We start from the raw sequence: 17,718 nt of genomic DNA, 5'->3' as shown, positions 1-17,718 counted from the left end.
TGATGCAGACAAAGCCCGCTTCGGCGGGCTTTTTCATTTCTGGCGGGGACTCACTTGTGAGGGCGGGCTTGGCCCGCGATACCTGCTTCGCGGGCCAAGCCCGCTCCCACGAATGCATCTATCATGTGCTGATCCGTGAAGCCCAAGGAGAGCTGAATGAGCAAGGTCATCGTCGAGTCGCTGGTCTATCACCTGTCAGGCAAAACCTATGAAAGCCGCCTGGTCTACACCCAGGGCGCGCTGCCGCAGCCGGGACTGGTGATGGCGCCGAACTGGATGGGTATCGGCGAGGGCGCCGAACGTATCGCCAAGGAAGTGGCCGGGCAAGGTTATGTGGTATTGATTGCCGACCTGTACGGCCAGTCGGTGCGCCCGTCCAATGCCGACGAGGCGGGCGCGGCGATGATGCCGCTGAAGAATGACCGCGCCGAGCTGCGCAAGCGCATGCAGAAGGCGCTGGCGCAGCTGGTGGGGCAATCGAAGGCTTTGCTGGAGCCCGGCAAGGTGGCTACCTTCGGCTTCTGCTTCGGCGGCTGCTGCGCACTGGAGCTGGCCCGCACCGGCGCTGATCTGAAGGCCGCTGTTTCCTTCCACGGCACCCTGGACACGCCAGACCCCGAGGATGCCAAGCGCATCAAGGGCTCGGTGCTGGTGCTGCATGGCGCGTCCGATCCGCTGGTGCCCAAGGAACAGCTGCCGGCTTTCGAGGCCGAGATGAATGCAGCCAAGGTCGACTGGCAGTTGCTCAGCTATGGCGGCGCGGTGCATTCATTCACCGATCCGAACGCCAATGTGCCGGGCAAGATGCAGTATGACCGGCGAACCTCGGAGCGGGCATTCCGCGCGATGCATAACCTGCTCACGGAAGTGTTCCGCGGCTGAATGTGATGGGGGCCGCAAAGCGGCCCCACATCAACGCGGCAATTCGATCCGCCCGTTTTCCCCAGGCACCACCGGCCAATCGCCCGCCGCCCAACGCGCTCGCGCTTGCTCGATCAACTCAGGGTCACTGGCAACGAAATTCCAGTTCATCCGCCGCGGCCCATCCAGTGCCGCGCCACCGATCAACATCAGCTGGCATTCTTCCTCGGCATACAAGGTCACCTCTTCGCCCTCCGGCAACACCACCAGACTGCACGGCTCTACTTCCTCATCATCCAGCATCAACTCACCTTCGAGCAGATACAGCGCACGCTGCGCATGCTCCGTCGGTACGACCAAGGACGTGGCCGCCTGCATATGCACATGGGCATAGAGGGTCGGGGAGAGTACCGGCACCGGCGATGCCAGGCAGAACCCGGTACCGGCAATCATGCGGATCTGTACGCCGAGGCTGTCGCTGGTCGGCAGACTGACAGCCGGATGGTGGCTGTAGCTCGCCGGCCCTTGTTCGGCGCTTTGCGGGGAGGCCAGCCATACCTGCAGCCCATGCAGGCGCGAGCCTTTGCGAAACACCTCGGAGGGCGTGCGCTCGACATGCGCCACACCCGCCCCGGCGGTCATCCAACTGACGTCCCCTTGGCGCACGCGCTGGTCTGAACCCAGGCTGTCCTTGTGCTGGATTTCACCCTCGAACAGGTAGGTGAGGGTGGACAGACCGATATGCGGATGCTGGCGAATGTCCATGCCATGGCCCGGCGCATAGTTGGTTTCCAGCATATGGTCGAAGAACACGAACGGGCCGACGCTGCGACACTGGGCTGACGGTAGGGGGCGCAGGATCGGCTGGCCCTCGACCGATTCGGCGCGTGGGCGGATGACCAAGGGGCGGCTCATGGCGAATCTCCGGACGGGCAGGGTGGTGCTGGCAAGCATAGCGGTTCGTGCACGTGTGCTGAACCGTCACAGGCGGGGTCGGGTCTACTCTATCCCCATCGGCGAAGGAGAGCGACATGATTGGTCGAGTGCTGGCTTGCATGCTGTTGAGCGCGAGCCTGACATGCGCGGTGCAGGCCCGCGACTACCGCTACAGCGACGCGCACCTGCACTACGTGGACTTCTTCCAGGAAACCGAGGGCATGCCGGCGCTGCTCAAGGCCATGGACGCGGCCGGGGTGGAGCAGTCGATGATCTCCGGTATCCCGGTGGCGAAGAAATGGCATGAGGATGAGCCCAAGCGCCCGCGCTATTACGCCGGGGACGACGCTGACGCCTACTGGTACAGCGCCACCGACCTTTATGTCGCCGCCGCGCTGCAGAAGCTGCCAGCGGAGCAGCGCCGTCGCTTCCACCCGTTCCTCACCGGCTTCAATCCGGTGGACAAGAACGCCGTCAATCATATCGAGCGCATGCTCGACCTCTATCCGGGGTTGTGGCAGGGCATCGGCGAAGTGTTCACTCGCCACGACGACCTCACCGCCCTGACCAGCGGCGATACGCCGCGGGCCAACAATGAAGCCATGACCCGCATCTATCACCTGGCCGCCGAGCGCGACCTGCCGGTGCTGTTGCATTCGAACATCACCTCCAAGCGCGAGCGCAACCCGCTTTACCTGGCCGAGATCGAAGAGCCGCTGCGCAACCACCCGCATACCCGTTTCATCTGGGCCCATGCTGGCAGCAGCCTGGAGATCCATCGGCACCAGGAACAGATGGATTTTCTCCTGCCGGTGCTGACGCGGCTGTTGGAGGACTACCCGAACCTGTACGTCGACCTGTCCTGGAGCGTGCTCAAGCCCTACCTGCTCGACCCGCAAGGTGTGCCGCGCCAGGCTTGGGTGGCCTTGGTGGAGCGCTTCCCACAGCGTTTCGTACTCGGCTCTGACCTGGTGGGGCGGTTCGACAGCCTGGGTGAGCAGATGCACGGTTTCGACCCCTTCCTCGATGCCTTGCCGGCAGCCGTGGCGGAGCAGGTGAGTCGGAGAAATTTTGTCAATCTGCTGCCAAAAGCGGCGAAATAGCGTGTTTTAGCAGTAGATAGCTTTTTGATATCGCCTTTTCGTCTTACGCAATTTCCAGGCGGCCCGATACCTTCATTAAGCGACGGAACAACGCTTTTGGGAGGGATCCTGGAAATGAGCCTGAGACGTTTGAATATCGCCCCGCGCGCCGGCCTTGGCTTCGGCATCATGGCGCTGCTGGTGGTGGCGCTGGGCGGCTTCGCGCTGCAGCAGATGACCAGCATGCGCCAGCAGTCCGAGCAGGTCGACAACAACTGGCTGCCGAGCGTGATCTCGGTGGGCCGCATGACTCAGGACATGCTGCGCATCCGCGCTTTGACCCTGCGCCTGCTGGTCAACACCGACCCGGCCGCCCAGCAGTTGAACCGTACCCGCATAGAAGAAATCAAAGGTGGCTTGAGCAAGGCCCAGAGCCATTACGACGGGTTGATCGTGCTGCCCGAGGAGCGGACCTTGTTCGACCGCTACCAGGTCCTGGAGCGTCAATACATGACCTTGCAGGGGCAGGTGGTGCAGTTGGCCACCGATGGGCATGTCCAGGCGGCGGCGGCACTGGTCAACGGCGAGATGAACCAGTTGGCCGACCAGATGACCACCACGCTCAACGAGCTGATCGAGCTGAACAACCACCAGGCCAATTCCGCCACCGACCTGGCCGAGGCCGTGTACAACGGCGCGAAGGTATGGGTCGGCGTGCTGTTGGTGATCGCCCTGAGCCTCACCGTGGTGCTCGCCCTGGCCCTGACCCGCAGCATCGTACGGCCGCTCGGGCAGTCGCTGAAGGTCGCCGAGACGGTCGCCACGGGCGACCTCACGCCGCAGATCACCGTGCAGGGCGACGATGAGCCGGCGCGCTTGCTGGCGGCGCTCAAGAGCATGCAGCAGAGCCTGCGCGAAACCATCGGACGGATTTCCGACTCGGCCAGCCAGCTGGCCTCGGCGTCCGAGGAACTGAGCGCGGTCACCGAGGACGCCACCCGTGGCCTGCAGCAGCAGAGCATGGAGATCGAGCAGGCCGCGACCGCGGTGAACCAGATGACGGCGGCGGTGGAGGAGGTGGCGAGCAATGCGGTGGCCACCTCGGAGGCTTCTCGCGAGTCCGACCAGATCGCCCGCCGTGGGCGCGAGCAGGTGCAGGCCACGGTCACCGCCATCGAGGCGCTGGCCAATGGCGTGGCGGGCAACGCCGAAGAGGTGGGGCAGCTGGCCCAGCAGGTGCATGACATCAGCAAGGTGCTGGATGTGATTGGCTCGATCGCCGAGCAGACCAACCTGCTGGCGCTCAATGCCGCCATCGAGGCGGCGCGGGCCGGCGAGGCCGGGCGCGGGTTCGCCGTGGTCGCCGACGAGGTACGGGCGCTGGCCCATCGCACGCAGACCTCGACCCAGGAGATCGAGCAGATGATCGTCGCCATCCGCAGCGGCGCCGAGCGGGCCGTGCAGGGCATGCAGCACAGTGATACCCAGGCGCGCGCGACGCTCGATGGTGCTCATGCTGCCGGCGAAGCACTGGATGCGATCGCCGCCGCCATTGGGCAGATCAACGAGCGCAACCTGGTGATCGCCAGTGCTTCGGAAGAGCAGGCTCAGGTGGCGCGGGAGGTGGACCGCAACCTGACCACCATTCGCGACCTGGCGCACCAGTCCTCGGCGGGGGCCGAGCAGACCTCGGCGGCGAGCCATGCCTTGTCGCGCCTGGCGGTGGATCTCAACAGCCTGGTGCAGCGGTTTTCTGTCTGACGCTCATCGCCTCTGTAGGAGCGGCCTTGTGTCGCGAAAGGGGCGCGAAGCGGCCCCAGGATACTGGCCTCACCGATGAATCGCCGGGGGCGCTTCGCACCCCTTTCGCGACACAAGGCCGCTCCTACAGGGGGAGAAGTTGGGCTGAAGCACAAACAAAAACGCCCGGACCAAGGTCCGGGCGTTCTCGTTCAGCAGATCAAGCGATCACTTGCCTTCCCAGCGCTTGAGCACCAGGGTGGCGTTGGTGCCGCCGAAGCCGAAGCTGTTGCTCATGACCGTGTCGATCTTGGCGTTCTCTTCGGTCTTGCGCAGTACCGGCAGGTCGGCGACCTCCGGGTCCAGCTCGTCGATGTTGGCGGAGCCGGCGATGAAGTTGTTCTCCATCATCAGCAGGCAGTAGATCGCCTCGTGCACGCCTGCGGCGCCCAGCGAGTGGCCCGACAGGCTCTTGGTCGAGCTGATCTTCGGTGCCTTGTCGCCGAACACTTCACGCACGCCCTTCATCTCGGCAACGTCGCCGACCGGGGTGGAGGTGCCGTGGGTGTTCAGGTAGTCGATCGGGGTGTCGACGGTGGACAGCGCCTGCTGCATGCAGCGAATCGCGCCTTCGCCGCTCGGGGCGACCATGTCGTAGCCGTCGGAGGTCGCGCCGTAGCCGACGATCTCGGCGTAGATCTTGGCGCCACGGGCCAGGGCGTGTTCCAGCTCCTCGACCACCACCATGCCGCCGCCGCCGGCGATGACGAAGCCGTCACGGTCGGCGTCGTAGGCGCGCGAGGCCAGCTCAGGGGTTTCGTTGCGCTTGGTCGACAGGGCGCCCATGGCATCGAACAGGAACGACTGGCTCCAGTGCTCTTCCTCACCGCCACCGGCGAAGACGATGTCCTGCTTGCCCCACTGGATCTGCTCCAGGGCGGTGCCGATGCAGTGCGCGGAGGTGGCGCAGGCCGACGAGATCGAGTAGTTGATGCCCTTGATCTTGAACGGCGTGGCCAGGCACGCCGACACGGTGCTGCCCATGGTGCGGGTGACACGGTAGGGGCCGACACGCTTGACGCCTTTTTCGCGCAGGGTGTCCAGGGCTTCCATCTGGTTCAGGGTGGAAGCGCCGCCGGAGCCGGCAACCAGGCCGGTGCGCGGGTTGGAAACCTGCTCTTCGGTCAGGCCGGCGTCCTTGATCGCGTCCTGCATGGCGAGGTACGCATAGGCGGCGGCGTGGCCGACGAAGCGATAGACCTTGCGGTCGATCAGCTCTTCGAGGTTGAGGTCGATGGAACCGGAAACCTGGCTACGCAGCCCCATTTCCTTGTATTCCGGGTTGTAACGAATACCCGGACGGCTGTTGCGCAGGTTTTCGGTGACGGTAGCTTTGTCATTGCCCAGGCACGATACGATGCCCAGACCAGTGATCACGACGCGGCGCATGCGAATAACCCTTAGAAATTGTCAGTGGAGGTGAACACGCCGACCCGCAGGCCTTCGGCGGTGTAGATCTCGCGACCGTCGACGCTGACCGAGCCGTCGGCGATGGCCATGTTCAGCTTGCCCTTGAGGACGCGCTTGATGTGAATGTTGTAAGTGACTTTCTTGGCGGTGGGCAGTACCTGGCCGAAGAACTTCACTTCGCCCGAACCCAGGGCGCGACCACGGCCCGGCAGGCCTTGCCAGCCGAGGAAGAAGCCAACCAGCTGCCACATGGCATCCAGGCCCAGGCAGCCCGGCATCACCGGATCGCCTTCGAAGTGGCAGGCGAAGAACCACAGGTCCGGATTGATATCCAGCTCGGCGACCAATTCACCTTTGCCGAACTTGCCGCCTTCTTCGCTGATGTGGGTGATGCGATCGACCATCAGCATGTTCGGGGCGGGCAGTTGCGCATTACCGGGGCCGAACAGCTCACCGCGACTGCAGCGCAGCAGGTCTTCCCGGGTAAAGGCGTTTTGTTTGGTCATGCGAGCTCCTCAATAACCCCCTGCGGCAGGGGACGAATCTTCCCGGCCGGCCCGAATCGCTTTGCATCCGGGGCGGCAGCCTACAGGTAGACTATTGCGTTGTGGTGAAAGTCACAGTGCACCCGGCGAAAGAAGTACAGGTGTGCACTGAAATGTTATTTTCCGGCCCTGAGGCGTTCCTGTCCAGTCCTTAAGACTGCCGCACTTTAGCATTTATCGCCAGTCGCGGTTGCCGGACCGGGTAACCAGCGACGCAGGGTGCGCTGCAGGTCGGTGCGCTTGAACGGCTTGCTCAGGTAGTCGTTCATGCCCGCGGCCAGGCAGCGTTCGCGATCGCCCTGCAAGGCGCTGGCGGTCAGGGCGATGATCGGCAGGTCGGCGGCCTTGTGTCGCAGGCGGATGCGTCGGGTGGCCTCGAAGCCATCCATGTGCGGCAAGCGGCAGTCCATCAGCACGGCGGCGAACGATTGCTGGTCGACCAGGTCGACGGCCTGGGCGCCATCGATCGCCAGGCCGACCTCGAAGCCCAGGCTGCGCAGCATGGCCTCGATCACGCTCTGGTTGACCGGGTTGTCCTCCACCAGCAGGATTCGCCCACCGCGGCCGTGCGCCAGGTTGTCGCGTGTTGCCGCGCCAGGCAGGGCGATCGGTGCGCTGGCCAGTGCAAGCGGCATCTCCAGGGTAAAGGTCGAGCCCAGTCCTTCGCGGCTTTCGCCACGCAACTGACCGCCCATGCGCTCGGCCAGGGTGCGGGCGATGGAAAGACCCAGGCCGGTGCCGCCGTAACGCCGGGAAATCGAGCTGTCGGCCTGCTGGAAGGCGACGAACATCATCTCCAGGCGTGTGCTGTCGATACCGATGCCGGTGTCGCGCACCGTGCAGGTCAGCCAGATCAGTTGACGGTCGAGTACCTGCCAGCGCGCCTCGATGGCCACTTCGCCGCGCTCGGTGAATTTCAGCGCATTGCCCACCAGGTTCAGCAGGATCTGGCGGATCCGTGTCGGATCGCCCATCACCTGCAGGTGCTCGATGCCAGGTGGTAGTTGCAGGCGCAGGTTCAGCCCGCGTTGCTGGGCGGAATGCTGGAATGACTGGACGCTGCTGGTGATCAGCTCGCCGACGTTGAAATCGATGTGCTCGAGCTCCAGCGTGGTGCGTTCGATCCGCGAGAAGTCGAGGATGTCGTTGATCACCTTGAGCAAGTGCCCAGTGGACTCGCTGGCCACCGCGGTGTATTCGGCCTGTTCGCCGGTCAGCTCGGTGGTCTCGAGCAGTTGCAGCATGCCCAACACGCCGTTCATCGGCGTGCGCAGCTCGTGGCTCATCATCGCCAGGAAGTCCGACTTGGCACGGTTGGCCTGTTCGGCCTCTTCGCGGGCCTGGATCAGCTGCCCCATGGCCTGTTGCTGTTCGTGGGCCGCCTGGTCGAGGGCGCTGGCCAGGTTGTTGATGTGCCGGGCCAGGTGGCCCAGCTCGCTGTCGTCGACCACCGGCAGCGGCGCATTGAAGTCGCCTTGCTGGATCGCCCGTACCGCGTCGCCCATGTCGCTGATCGGCTTGGACAGGCTCATGGCCAGGCGCCGAGCCAGCAGGAAGGTGAACAGCAGCGCGAACAACGCCAGGATCGCGGCTTTGATCACGATCTCCTGCTGGCGCTGGCTGAAGGCGTCATCGGACATGCCGACAATCACGCGGCCCAGGTAGTCGTCGCCGATGCTCGGCGGTGGCGTCCTGCCTTGCAGGAAGTCGTTGTCCAGGCGGATCTGCTGCAGGCGGATCGGCGCCTGGAACACCTCGACACGCTGGGCGCGGCTGAGGCTTTCGTCGGGCTGCTCCACGTACACCAGGATATGGTTGCGACTGTCCTGGACCTCCAGGAAGCGCACGTGGGGAATGCTGAGCGTGGCCCGCATCAGGCTGTCGAGCACCTCGTTGTTGCCCGAGATCACCCCGTATTCGGACGCCGGGGCCAGCTGGTTGGCGATCAGTTGCCCGGTGTGATTGAGCTCCTGGCGCAAGTCCTGGATACGCACGAAGGTGAAGAAGCTGATCAGCAGCAACGTCAGCAACAGGGCAGGGCCCAGGCTGATGATCTGGGTGCGGGTATGGATGTCCCAGCTCAGGCGTTTGCTCATGGGGTGGTGGCTCCTTCGACGAGGGCCAGCGCGGCGGCGGCGGGGTCGATGGTTTCCAAACCTAGGGCGCGGGCCACCTGCTGGTTGCCGCTGACGCCAAAGTGTTCGGGATAAAGGCTGCGTGGCCAGCGGGCGGGTGGCTGGTCGAGCAACCGCTCGAGCACGGCCAGCCAGTCCTCCTGGTCGCTGTAGGTGCTGGCCAGGGCGCCGGCCCGCACGAACCCGGCGTTCGGCCCGATCAGCGCCATCTGCCGGCCATAGCTGCTGAGCAGCACGTTCTTGGCCGACTTGGAGTTGTACAGGTCGGGGTCGTCCAGCCCCAGTAGCACGTCGCTGTTGTTCAACAGGTGCTGTAGCGGTCGGCTGTCGCGCAGGTCGGGCCAGTCCTGGGCGACGATCTCCAGGCCCAGCGGGAGGGCCGCCTGGCGCAGCTCATCGAGCAGGAAGCGACTGTGTTCGCCATAGAGGACACCAATGCGCCGCGCCTGGGGCAGCAGGTAACGGGTCAGGCGCAGCTGGCGGGACAGCGGCGGGTCGCTCCATAGCAGGCTGAGGTATGTCGGACGCGATGCGCCCAGGCGCTGCTGGGCCTGGACGCGGCTCACCCGCAACGCCAGCGCGGGTGGCCCGGCGCTTTCACTCAATCGCCATTCCAGGGCCGGCGTGTCGAGCAGCACCAGGCGCGTGTCGGCCTTGAGCTTGCCCGGGCTCGGCAACTGCGCCACGGTCTGAAAGCGCACCTGGTCGTGGGGGCGGTGCTTGTCCAGCGCGGCGACGAAGCTGCGAATGCCTGGCTGGTCCTCGGCACCGACCAGCAGGACTTCGCTGGCTGACAGCGTTCCCAGGGGCCAGAGGCACAGCAGCAGCAAGCGCAGCACACGGATCATCAGAACTCCAGCTCCGCGCTGAAGCTCAGGCGGTGGCGGCTGTCGTAGCGATTCTGCTCGAGGGTGATCGGCTCGTTGTCCAGGCGCTGTTGCCACAGGGCGGCCAGCTCCAGATTGCTGCCTTGTACCTTGAAACGCTTGGCCACGCGCAGGTCGACGCGCTCGTAGCGATAGCGGTTGAGCGCATCGTCACCGTAATAGAAGAGGGCGCTGGACCAACCCTCGCTCCAGTCGCGCATCCAGCCGACCGAGCCGCTGTTGCGCGCGGTCAGGCGGCTGTCGGCCGGGTTGCTGGCCCAGGCATCGACGAAGGCGTAGGTCAGGCGCAGCCGGTCGCGCTGGCTGGCGCGCCAGTCGAATTGCGCTTCGCTGCCGCGAAAGCGTGCCTTGTTGGCGTTGCTGGCGATGTACTGGTTGTTTTTCAGCGGCTCGCTGATCATGCCGGTGATCTCGTCGTAGAACAGCTTCACATCCATGCTCAGCTCGATGTCGCTGAAGTAGCCGTTGTAGCCCAGTTCGCGCGAGCGCATGCGTTCCTGGTCGAGGTTGCCCGGACCACGGGTCTTGACGAAGTACTCACCGTCCTGCAGGCCGTAGCGGTTGGGGGTCAGGTTCTTGACCGTGTAGCTCCAGTTGACGTTGTTCTCGAACATGTCCGGCGAGCGGATCGCCTCGGAGTACACCGCGCGCAGGCCATGGCGCGGGGTGATTAGGTAGTTCACCGCCATGCGCGGGGTCAGCGAGCTGCCCGACAACTGCGAGCGCTCGTACATCGCCCCGCCCTGGACGATCCAGTGCTCGTCGGCACGCCACTCGAGTTGACCGAACAACCGCCAGGTCTGGTCGTCGAGGCTGCCGTTGAAATAGGTCTGCGAGTCGGCCCGGTCATAGCGGTAATTCATGCCGCTGACCAGGCGCAGGCTGTCGGTCAGGCTCAGGGTGTCCTGGATCTCCAGGTCGTAGCGGGTTTCGCGGGTGCTCTGGTCGACGTCGCCGCAGATCGTGTTGCTGCCGCCGCTGGCCCACTGGCCGCGTACCTGCTCCATCAGGGCACCGAGCTCGGGGTCGGAGGTGCTGGGCAGGTCGCCACTGTACAGGTTGCGGGCGACTTTCTCGGCGAAGTTCGAGTCCAGTTGCCACAGTCGGGTCAGCTCCGGGCTGAAGGCGATGGCGGCATCGCAGGCACTCCATACCTGCTGGCGATCGAAGTGCTGGGCCGAGCCTTGCACATACAGGCTGTGCTCGGGGTTGAAGTCGATGTTCCAGCGGATCGAGCCGGCATAGTCCTTGGCATTGACATCGGCGTTGTCGCCGGCCCGGTAGTTGCCGAACACCGGTTGGTAGGTGTACGGGCGTTGGTTGCTGCCTTCCTTGGCCGCCAGTTGCCACTCCAGGGTCTGATCCGGCGCCAGATAATGGCTGGCGCTGAGGTTGACGCGGTTGAGCCGGCGGCTGTCGCGGTAGTCGCGGCCGTACTGGTCCTTGTCGAAACCGTCGTCCTGCTGGCCCGACAGCGACAAGCGCAGGTCGCCGGCGTCCCAGCCGAAGCCCTGGCTGGCGTAGTAGTCGTTGATGCCGTCCTGGCCGCGGGTCAGCTTGATCCGCGTGCCGTGGCTGTCGGCGGGGTTGCGGGTGAGAATGTTGACCACCGCCATCAGCGCGTTGGCACCGTAGCTGACGGTATTCGGCCCGCGGAACACCTCGATGCGCTCGATGTCCTCGATGGCGACGGGAATGTCGCTCCAGTCCACCGTGGCCAGCCCGGCCCGGTACACCGAGCGCCCGTCGATCAGCACCTGCATGCGCCGGGCGTCGCTGACGTTGCTGCCGTGGTAGTTGACCGTCGGCTGGTTGCCGGCACCGTAGCCGATCATCATCCCCGGCACCAGGCGCAGCAGGTCGGGTATATCACGGGCGCCGCTGGCACGGATCAGCTCGCTGTCGAGCACGGTCATGCTGCCGGGCACCGCCGCCGGGGATTGTTTCAGGCGGGTCGCGGTCAGAACCTGGGGCAGGTCCTGGTTGTCGATGAACAGGTCTTCGGCCACGGCCGGCCCGCCCAGCAGGGCAGTGAGCAACAGCAGACGCGGATAGGGAGGCGTGCCAGCGAACACGGGAGGCCTTGTTTCAGAAATGAATCAGGCATGTTAACCGACCGTGCAGGTTTTGCCAGTGACCCGGATCACCGAATTCGACCGGTACCCTTGTGGGGGTGGGGTCGCCCGCGAAAGGGCCGGCACTGCCACTGGTTCTGTCGCATGTGCCCCGTATAATGCGCCAGTCGCCACTTACTTTATTGGTTAACGGATTGGATATGACTGAACAGCAACCTGTTGCAGTTCTTGGAGGCGGCAGCTTCGGCACCGCCGTGGCGAACCTGCTGGCGCAGAACGGCCACCCTGTACGGCAGTGGATGCGCGATCCGGCCCAGGCCGAGGCGATGCGCGTCAACCGCGAGAACCCGCGCTACCTCAAGGGCATTCGCCTGCATGACGGCGTCGAGCCGGTCAACGACCTGCTCGCCACGTTGCAGGGCAGCGCGCTGATCTTCGTCGCCTTGCCCTCCAGCGCCCTGCGCAGCGTGCTGGCGCCCCACGCCGAGCTGCTGCGCGACAAGGGCCTAGTCAGCTTGACCAAGGGCATCGAGGCACACACGTTCAAGTTGATGAGCCAGATCCTCGAAGAGATCGCCCCCCAGGCACGCATCGGCGTGCTGTCGGGGCCGAACCTGGCGCGCGAGATCGCCGAGCACGCGCTGACCGCCACCGTGGTCGCCAGCGAGGACGAGGCGCTGTGCCAGCAGGTGCAGGCCGTGCTGCATGGCCGCACCTTCCGCGTCTATGCCAGTGCCGACCGCTTTGGCGTCGAACTGGGCGGCGCGCTGAAGAACGTCTACGCGATCATCGCTGGCATGGCCGTGGCGTTGGGCATGGGCGAGAACACCAAGAGCATGCTGATCACCCGCGCCCTGGCCGAGATGACCCGTTTCGCCGTGAGCCAGGGCGCCAACCCCATGACCTTCCTGGGCCTGGCCGGGGTCGGCGACCTGATCGTCACCTGCTCCTCGCCCAAGAGCCGCAACTACCAGGTCGGTCATGCCCTGGGCCAGGGCCTGAGCCTCGAACAGGCCGTCAGCCGCCTGGGCGAAGTGGCCGAAGGGGTCAACACGCTCAAGGTACTCAAGGCCAAGGCCCAGGAGGTGGGCGTGTACATGCCGCTGGTGGCCGGCCTGCATGCGATCCTGTTCGAGGGGCGCACGCTCAACCAGGTCATCGAGCACCTGATGCGCGCCGAACCCAAGACCGATGTCGATTTCATTTCCACCAGCGGTTTCAACTGAGAAGGAGCGACTTATGAACGATACCCCCGAGCGCGCCGCGCGCGAGTCGATCATCCTGCGGGTGCTGTGGATGGTGGTGTTCCTGGTGGCCTGGCAATTGGCCGAACTGCTGCTTGGCGGCCTGGTACTGGTGCAGCTGATCTACCGGCTGATCTATGGCGCGCCCAGCGCCAGCCTGATGAATTTCGGCGACAGCCTCAGCCAGTACCTGGCGCAGATCGGTCGTTTCGGCACCTTCCACACGGACCAGAAACCCTGGCCGTTCGCCGACTGGCCGACCGCGCGCGCGCCGGAAGGCGAAACCCCGCACGCGGTCGCGCCTGCGCCGCATCCGGTACGTGACGAGGAGCCCAAGCTGTGAAGCTCTGGGTGCTGCGCCACGGCGAGGCCGAGCCGCGCGCCAATACCGACGCCGAGCGGCGCCTGACCGCCCATGGCCGCGAGCAGGTGCTGCACAGCGCCGCCCGGCTGTTGGGCCAGCCGTTGCAGGCGATCATCGCCAGCCCCTATGTGCGAGCGCAGCAGACGGCAGCGCTGGTGCATGGGGTGCTGGGGTTTGCCGAGCCGGTGCGTACGGTGCCGTGGTTGACGCCGGAAAGCGACGTGCAGCAGGTCATCGGGGAAATCGAGCGATTGGGACTGGAGCATGTGCTGCTGGTCAGCCACCAGCCGTTGGTGGGGGCGTTGGTGGGCATGCTGGAACATGGTCATCTCCAGCAGCCCGTGCCGATGAGCACCGCCTACCTGGCGGAGCTGGAAGGGGATTGGCCGCTGGCAGGTTTGATGACCATGCGCGCACTTCACGCTCCGGGGTGATTTGCTGCTGCGCTCCTGCAGGTAGTGGGCAGCAGTCGGAGCGTGGGCGAGGTCGCGCGCGTCAACGCAAACGCATCGAGTGAAGTAGGCCGGGCGGATCGAAATTAGAGTCAGGAAAATAGATCTGTCCCGGTTTTTCCCGTCCGGTTTTTCCCCGGTTTTTCCCCCGGTTTTTCCCGTTTTATCCTTTTTGTCTTAGCTTGCTGAGAACGTAAAGTTATCGAGCCAAATACTAGTCTTCGACGAAATGCCAGTGAACCTTATACGGCGAATTGCAGGCCCAGGACTGAAATAGGAGAAACGTTGCCTGCGAGATGCACTGATTGGCGCGCTCGCGAATGGCATCGTACTTTCCGTGGTGTCGAAAAACTCGACCATATGCACCTGTTCAAGATAGTTGATCAGATCAAATTGAACAGACCGAACATTACGCCTGAGTAATAGAGACATAACACTGACGTTGCGGAACGCTATAATGATACCTTGCAGTGGCGGATGGTCACTGTTTTGTGCGATCTGAATGGCGGGACCGGCATCATTTCTTACTCGAAGTGCCGGAAACGTCGCAATATTGCCTGGGTTTAGCCATTGTGGGGCACCACTGTTAAAGTTTTCGGATAACGGGGTTGTCGCCAGTACGGTTATTTGTACGGGCGCAGATGGGGTACCGCTGCTCTCCTGGACCTCGTAGTGCCACATCTGCGTGCCAGTACCCTCAGCGCGTTCGAGTAAGCCTAGCGGGACGGTGATCTGGAGCGCGGCATTGGAGACTGGGACAATAACTGGATCGGTACGTCGCGTGCCCAGTACTCCGCTTACGTGTTCTCCTGCTCGTAAACGTGCAGCGGCGGGTATGAGCAATGTGACGGGGCGCTCAGGATTGGTGATTACACCGTTGGGCGCCTCTGGCACTGTAGGTGCGGGGAAGCGCCGCATTTCCGATATATCCAATACCAACTCAGGAAGTGCTTGCGCTGCGTCTTCAAGCGGTTCTCCATCGAACGCCACTTTGGCCGCAATGGTCAGTGTGCTTGCATGCCGCAGCTGCTCAAGCTCAGTTCTCGGCAACGTCACCTCGACCCCATTGTTGATTTCCCCCTGCGTCACCGCTTGATTGAAAGCGATGGTGATCTGGTGTGGTGTGCCATTTTCTCGCGTGCCACTGGCCCTGATCCAGTAGCGTTGCCCAACGGCGATCAGCGGCCAAGGCTCTAGCTGGACGCTGGCATTGCCAGTGAATGTACCGAGATCGAGCATGCCGGCGCTGGCTTGCGGGACTCGGGGTCTTGGCAAGTGCTCGATGTCGAGTGCCCGCACCTTTAGATCGAGCGGCTTCGATTGCTGCGCTTCCTGGCCTGGACGGACTACCGAATAGGAGACAGGCAAGGTCTGGCGCAGGCTGGCCGCCACCACACGGGTTGGAATGTCGAACGTGATGGGACCTGCGTTGCTGCCGTACTTGGACTCGGAGGTGTATAGCGTGCCCCAGTTCACCGCGATCCGGTGATCGGACTGCATTTCCGGGTACGTCACGCTGACGGTAGCCCCATCGGTCGCATTGATAGGGTCGAGTATCGCTTCAGAAGTCTGGAGGTTCAGTAAGGTAGCCATGGCGGACTCAATCAGTGGGGGCGTGCCAGGAGTTTTTCGCAATTCAGCGGGTTTGACACCTGGCAAAAATGCCAGGCCGGACACTGGCCCAAGCCGACCTGGATGCAGGGTGGCTGGTATTTCTGCCAGTTGTCCGGCCCAGACCCCATCGGTACCGTGCGCTCAACCCACGGACCACCGAAAACAGGGATATTCACATGAGCAGTCGACGTCTTGAGCTGGTGCGCTCGGCCAACCCGCAAGCGCAGTTGGACAAGCTGCGGGGGGACGGTGTGCCGGATCTGGCCGAGTACCTCCTGCTGCAGGACTGCGCCGACGACCGTCTGGATCAGTTGCTGCGCAAGCTCGAGGGACGGGCCGACCTGGAGTCGCTGCGCCAGGCGGGCATCGGCATGGCCCATGCGCTGCAGGCCAGCTGCCTGATGTTGCGCCGGCTCGATCTGGACGCCGAGGACAAAGTCCTTGCCCGCCAGGCCCTGGAGTACCGGATGGCTTATCTGCACGCCTGCCTGCGCCGCTCGATGCGCAGCTTCGACCACAGCCGATGACCTGATCACCCTTGGCGATGACCTATCCGAACGTTGCCGCCACCGCGTGCCTTGCCGACAATGGGCCATCCTTTCCGTGCAGAGCAGGCGGCCATGTCGCAGCAGATCTTCTTCGCCCACGCCAATGGCTTCCCCTCGGCCACCTACGGCAAGCTGTTCGCGGCGCTGGCGCCGGACTATGAGGTCCGGCACCTGGCCCAGCATGCCCACGACCCGCGTTTTCCGGTGAACGACAACTGGCAGAACCTGGTGGACGAACTGTTGCATCACCTCGAACAGGAGGCCGCGCCGGTCTGGGGTGTCGGCCATTCGCTGGGCGGTGTGCTGCACCTGCACGCGGCCCTGCGGCGGCCCGAGCTGTACCGTGGCGTGGTGATGCTCGACTCGCCGGTGCTGACCCGGGTCGACGAGTGGCTGATCCAGGCCGCCAAGCGCCTGGGCTTCATCGACCGCATCACGCCGGCCGGGCGCACCCTGGGCCGGCGCGAGGCGTTCCCCGACCGCGACAGCGCCCGTCGTTACTTCGCCGGCAAGACATTGTTCCGCCACTTCGACCCGGAATGCCTGGAGGCCTACCTGGAGCATGGCCTGGAGCAGGACGAGACGGGCCTGCGCCTGCGCTTCGATCCGGCCACGGAGATCAGCATCTACCGCAGTATCCCCCACGTCAGCCCGGCCAGCCCGCGCCAGCTGCAGGTGCCGCTGGCGATGGTGCGCGGCGCGCAGAGCCGGGTGATCCGCAAGCATCACGCCCTGGCGCTGCGTGGCATGTCCAGGGGCGAGTACCACAGTCTGCCGGGCGGCCACATGTTCCCGCTGGAGCGGCCCAGCGACACCGCCAGCCTGATCAAGGGCCTGTTCGATCGCTGGAGTCAGGCATGAGCGCCCAGGTCGAGGAAATCCGCCTGGCGCTCGGCCATATCGAGCTGGCCGCGCACCTGTTCGGTCCCGCAGACGGCCTGCCGGTGATCGCCCTGCATGGCTGGCTCGACAACGCCAACAGCTTCGCGCGCCTGGCGCCTTTATTACGGGGGCTGCGTATCGTCGCCCTGGACCTGGCCGGGCACGGCTACTCGGAGCATCGCCCGGTCGGGGCCGGCTATACGCTGGCCGACTATGCCCATGACGTGCTGCGCGTCGCCGAACAACTGGGCTGGCAGCGATTCGGCCTGCTTGGCCACTCGCTGGGGGCGATCATTTCCGTGCAGTTGGCCGGGGCCTTGCCCGAGCGGGTCAGCCACCTGGCGCTGATCGATGGGGTGATCCCGTCGACGAGCGCAGAACAGAACGCCGCCGAGCGCCTGGGCATGGCGCTGCAGGCGCAGCTGCGCCTGGAGGGCAAGCGCAAGTCGGTGTACGCGACCCTGGAGGAGGGCGTCGAAGCGCGCATGAAAGGCATGGTCGCAGTCAGCCGCGAGGCCGCCGAGCTGCTGGCCCAGCGCGGCCTGATGCCGGTGCCGGGTGGCTACAGCTGGCGCAGCGACAGCCGCCTGACGCTGCCATCGCCGACCCGCTTGAGCCAGGCCCAATCCATGGCGTTCGTCCAGCGCATCGCCTGCCCGACCTGCCTGGTGGTCGCGGCGGATGGCATGCTCGCCCGCCACACGGAACTGCTGGAGCAGCTACCCTTCGAGCAGACAGTGCTGCCCGGCGGGCATCACCTGCACTTGAACGACGATCAGGGCGCGGCCCTTGTTGCAGACTGTTTCAATCGCTTCCTTGGCATTCCTTGACTTGCGCCGAGCAAGTGTCGAGGCTTGGCGGCTTGAAAGGGAGACCACCATGC

16 protein-coding genes and 1 pseudogene are annotated in these 17,718 nt (G+C 64.5%); 10 read left to right on the top strand and 7 right to left on the bottom strand.

What is annotated here, in order from left to right:
• The first annotated feature begins 156 nt into the window (after positions 1 to 156).
• Positions 157 to 882: a dienelactone hydrolase family protein gene (locus ACYUME_RS17770; RefSeq protein ID WP_460416087.1), complete on the top strand. Its 726-nt coding sequence runs from the start codon at positions 157 to 159 to the stop codon at positions 880 to 882.
• Between the two features lie 30 nt (positions 883 to 912).
• On the opposite strand, the gene ACYUME_RS17765 is transcribed toward ACYUME_RS17770, so the two are convergent.
• Positions 913 to 1,776, bottom strand: a complete 864-nt coding sequence (locus ACYUME_RS17765; protein ID WP_460416085.1) for a pirin family protein — start codon at positions 1,774 to 1,776, stop codon at positions 913 to 915.
• 116 nt (positions 1,777 to 1,892) lie between these two features.
• Here ACYUME_RS17765 and ACYUME_RS17760 point away from each other — a divergent pair, with 116 nt between their 5' ends.
• The 3 genes and pseudogenes from ACYUME_RS17760 to ACYUME_RS17750 all read left to right on the top strand — a co-directional run bounded on the left by ACYUME_RS17760 (position 1,893) and on the right by ACYUME_RS17750 (position 4,640).
• The gene (locus ACYUME_RS17760) at positions 1,893 to 2,900 is read left to right on the top strand and encodes an amidohydrolase family protein (protein ID WP_460416083.1); all 1,008 of its coding nucleotides are present in this window, start codon (positions 1,893 to 1,895) and stop codon (positions 2,898 to 2,900) included.
• Positions 2,901 to 3,014: 114 nt separating this feature from the next.
• A pseudogene (locus ACYUME_RS17755) lies at positions 3,015 to 3,785 on the top strand (MCP four helix bundle domain-containing protein); the annotation flags it as partial.
• On the top strand, positions 3,777 to 4,640 hold the full coding sequence (locus tag ACYUME_RS17750; protein ID WP_460419384.1) for a methyl-accepting chemotaxis protein: 864 nt from the start codon (positions 3,777 to 3,779) through the stop codon (positions 4,638 to 4,640). The pseudogene ACYUME_RS17755 and the gene ACYUME_RS17750, both read left to right, overlap by 9 nt.
• A gap of 207 nt (positions 4,641 to 4,847) precedes the next feature.
• Here the strand turns inward: ACYUME_RS17750 and fabB are convergent, their stop codons facing one another.
• The 5 genes from fabB to ACYUME_RS17725 form a co-directional block, all read right to left on the bottom strand.
• Entirely contained in the window at positions 4,848 to 6,068 is a 1,221-nt protein-coding gene (fabB, locus tag ACYUME_RS17745) for a beta-ketoacyl-ACP synthase I (protein ID WP_232883896.1), read from the bottom strand.
• A gap of 11 nt (positions 6,069 to 6,079) precedes the next feature.
• Positions 6,080 to 6,595 (bottom strand): 3-hydroxyacyl-[acyl-carrier-protein] dehydratase FabA, encoded by a 516-nt coding sequence (fabA, locus tag ACYUME_RS17740; RefSeq protein ID WP_023631260.1) that lies wholly within the window; start codon positions 6,593 to 6,595, stop codon positions 6,080 to 6,082.
• Between the two features lie 206 nt (positions 6,596 to 6,801).
• Positions 6,802 to 8,730: a response regulator gene (locus tag ACYUME_RS17735; protein WP_460416081.1), complete on the bottom strand. Its 1,929-nt coding sequence runs from the start codon at positions 8,728 to 8,730 to the stop codon at positions 6,802 to 6,804.
• Entirely contained in the window at positions 8,727 to 9,617 is an 891-nt protein-coding gene (locus ACYUME_RS17730; RefSeq protein ID WP_460416079.1) for an ABC transporter substrate-binding protein, read from the bottom strand. Before ACYUME_RS17730 ends, ACYUME_RS17735 begins: the two co-directional genes overlap by 4 nt.
• Entirely contained in the window at positions 9,617 to 11,731 is a 2,115-nt protein-coding gene (locus ACYUME_RS17725) for a TonB-dependent receptor plug domain-containing protein (RefSeq protein WP_460416077.1), read from the bottom strand. The genes ACYUME_RS17730 and ACYUME_RS17725 overlap by 1 nt, the downstream gene beginning before the upstream one ends.
• A 200-nt stretch (positions 11,732 to 11,931) precedes the next feature.
• On the opposite strand from ACYUME_RS17725, the gene ACYUME_RS17720 reads away from it, so the two are divergent.
• The 3 genes from ACYUME_RS17720 to sixA are packed head-to-tail and all read left to right on the top strand — an operon-like array spanning position 11,932 to position 13,773.
• Entirely contained in the window at positions 11,932 to 12,957 is a 1,026-nt protein-coding gene (locus ACYUME_RS17720) for an NAD(P)H-dependent glycerol-3-phosphate dehydrogenase (protein WP_460416075.1), read from the top strand.
• 13 nt (positions 12,958 to 12,970) lie between these two features.
• The gene (locus ACYUME_RS17715; RefSeq protein WP_460416073.1) at positions 12,971 to 13,318 is read left to right on the top strand and encodes a DUF4389 domain-containing protein; all 348 of its coding nucleotides are present in this window, start codon (positions 12,971 to 12,973) and stop codon (positions 13,316 to 13,318) included.
• Entirely contained in the window at positions 13,315 to 13,773 is a 459-nt protein-coding gene (gene sixA, locus ACYUME_RS17710) for a phosphohistidine phosphatase SixA (protein ID WP_460416071.1), read from the top strand. Before ACYUME_RS17715 ends, sixA begins: the two co-directional genes overlap by 4 nt.
• Before the next feature lie 195 nt (positions 13,774 to 13,968).
• Here the strand turns inward: sixA and ACYUME_RS17705 are convergent, their stop codons facing one another.
• Positions 13,969 to 15,384, bottom strand: coding sequence for a hypothetical protein (locus ACYUME_RS17705; RefSeq protein ID WP_460416069.1), 1,416 nt, complete (start codon positions 15,382 to 15,384; stop codon positions 13,969 to 13,971).
• 197 nt (positions 15,385 to 15,581) lie between these two features.
• On the opposite strand from ACYUME_RS17705, the gene ACYUME_RS17700 reads away from it, so the two are divergent.
• The 3 genes from ACYUME_RS17700 (at position 15,582) to ACYUME_RS17690 (ending at position 17,665) form a co-directional block, all read left to right on the top strand.
• The gene (locus ACYUME_RS17700; RefSeq protein ID WP_460416067.1) at positions 15,582 to 15,932 is read left to right on the top strand and encodes a hypothetical protein; all 351 of its coding nucleotides are present in this window, start codon (positions 15,582 to 15,584) and stop codon (positions 15,930 to 15,932) included.
• Between the two features lie 93 nt (positions 15,933 to 16,025).
• Complete coding sequence (locus ACYUME_RS17695; protein ID WP_460416066.1) at positions 16,026 to 16,814, top strand: alpha/beta fold hydrolase; 789 nt, start codon at positions 16,026 to 16,028, stop codon at positions 16,812 to 16,814.
• Positions 16,811 to 17,665 (top strand): alpha/beta hydrolase, encoded by an 855-nt coding sequence (locus ACYUME_RS17690; RefSeq protein ID WP_460416064.1) that lies wholly within the window; start codon positions 16,811 to 16,813, stop codon positions 17,663 to 17,665. Before ACYUME_RS17695 ends, ACYUME_RS17690 begins: the two co-directional genes overlap by 4 nt.
• Positions 17,666 to 17,718: the final 53 nt, after the last annotated feature.

The sequence above is a fragment of the Pseudomonas sp. microsymbiont 2 genome, from assembly GCF_054788395.1.
Note: the sequence above shows the minus strand (reverse complement) of the source record. Positions and strands in the feature narration are given on the sequence as shown.

What these genes read in the sequence shown, in the direction of transcription:
- ACYUME_RS17770 (WP_460416087.1), top strand. Translation starts at nt 157, where the DNA reads ATGAGCAAGGTCATCGTCGAGTCGCTGGTCTATCACCTGTCAGGCAAA.
- ACYUME_RS17765 (WP_460416085.1), bottom strand. Translation starts at nt 1,776, where the DNA reads ATGAGCCGCCCCTTGGTCATCCGCCCACGCGCCGAATCGGTCGAGGGC.
- ACYUME_RS17760 (WP_460416083.1), top strand. Translation starts at nt 1,893, where the DNA reads ATGATTGGTCGAGTGCTGGCTTGCATGCTGTTGAGCGCGAGCCTGACA.
- ACYUME_RS17750 (WP_460419384.1), top strand. Translation starts at nt 3,777, where the DNA reads ATGCAGCAGAGCCTGCGCGAAACCATCGGACGGATTTCCGACTCGGCC.
- fabB (WP_232883896.1), bottom strand. Translation starts at nt 6,068, where the DNA reads ATGCGCCGCGTCGTGATCACTGGTCTGGGCATCGTATCGTGCCTGGGC.
- fabA (WP_023631260.1), bottom strand. Translation starts at nt 6,595, where the DNA reads ATGACCAAACAAAACGCCTTTACCCGGGAAGACCTGCTGCGCTGCAGT.
- ACYUME_RS17735 (WP_460416081.1), bottom strand. Translation starts at nt 8,730, where the DNA reads ATGAGCAAACGCCTGAGCTGGGACATCCATACCCGCACCCAGATCATC.
- ACYUME_RS17730 (WP_460416079.1), bottom strand. Translation starts at nt 9,617, where the DNA reads ATGATCCGTGTGCTGCGCTTGCTGCTGCTGTGCCTCTGGCCCCTGGGA.
- ACYUME_RS17720 (WP_460416075.1), top strand. Translation starts at nt 11,932, where the DNA reads ATGACTGAACAGCAACCTGTTGCAGTTCTTGGAGGCGGCAGCTTCGGC.
- ACYUME_RS17715 (WP_460416073.1), top strand. Translation starts at nt 12,971, where the DNA reads ATGAACGATACCCCCGAGCGCGCCGCGCGCGAGTCGATCATCCTGCGG.
- ACYUME_RS17705 (WP_460416069.1), bottom strand. Translation starts at nt 15,384, where the DNA reads ATGGCTACCTTACTGAACCTCCAGACTTCTGAAGCGATACTCGACCCT.
- ACYUME_RS17700 (WP_460416067.1), top strand. Translation starts at nt 15,582, where the DNA reads ATGAGCAGTCGACGTCTTGAGCTGGTGCGCTCGGCCAACCCGCAAGCG.
- ACYUME_RS17695 (WP_460416066.1), top strand. Translation starts at nt 16,026, where the DNA reads ATGTCGCAGCAGATCTTCTTCGCCCACGCCAATGGCTTCCCCTCGGCC.
- ACYUME_RS17690 (WP_460416064.1), top strand. Translation starts at nt 16,811, where the DNA reads ATGAGCGCCCAGGTCGAGGAAATCCGCCTGGCGCTCGGCCATATCGAG.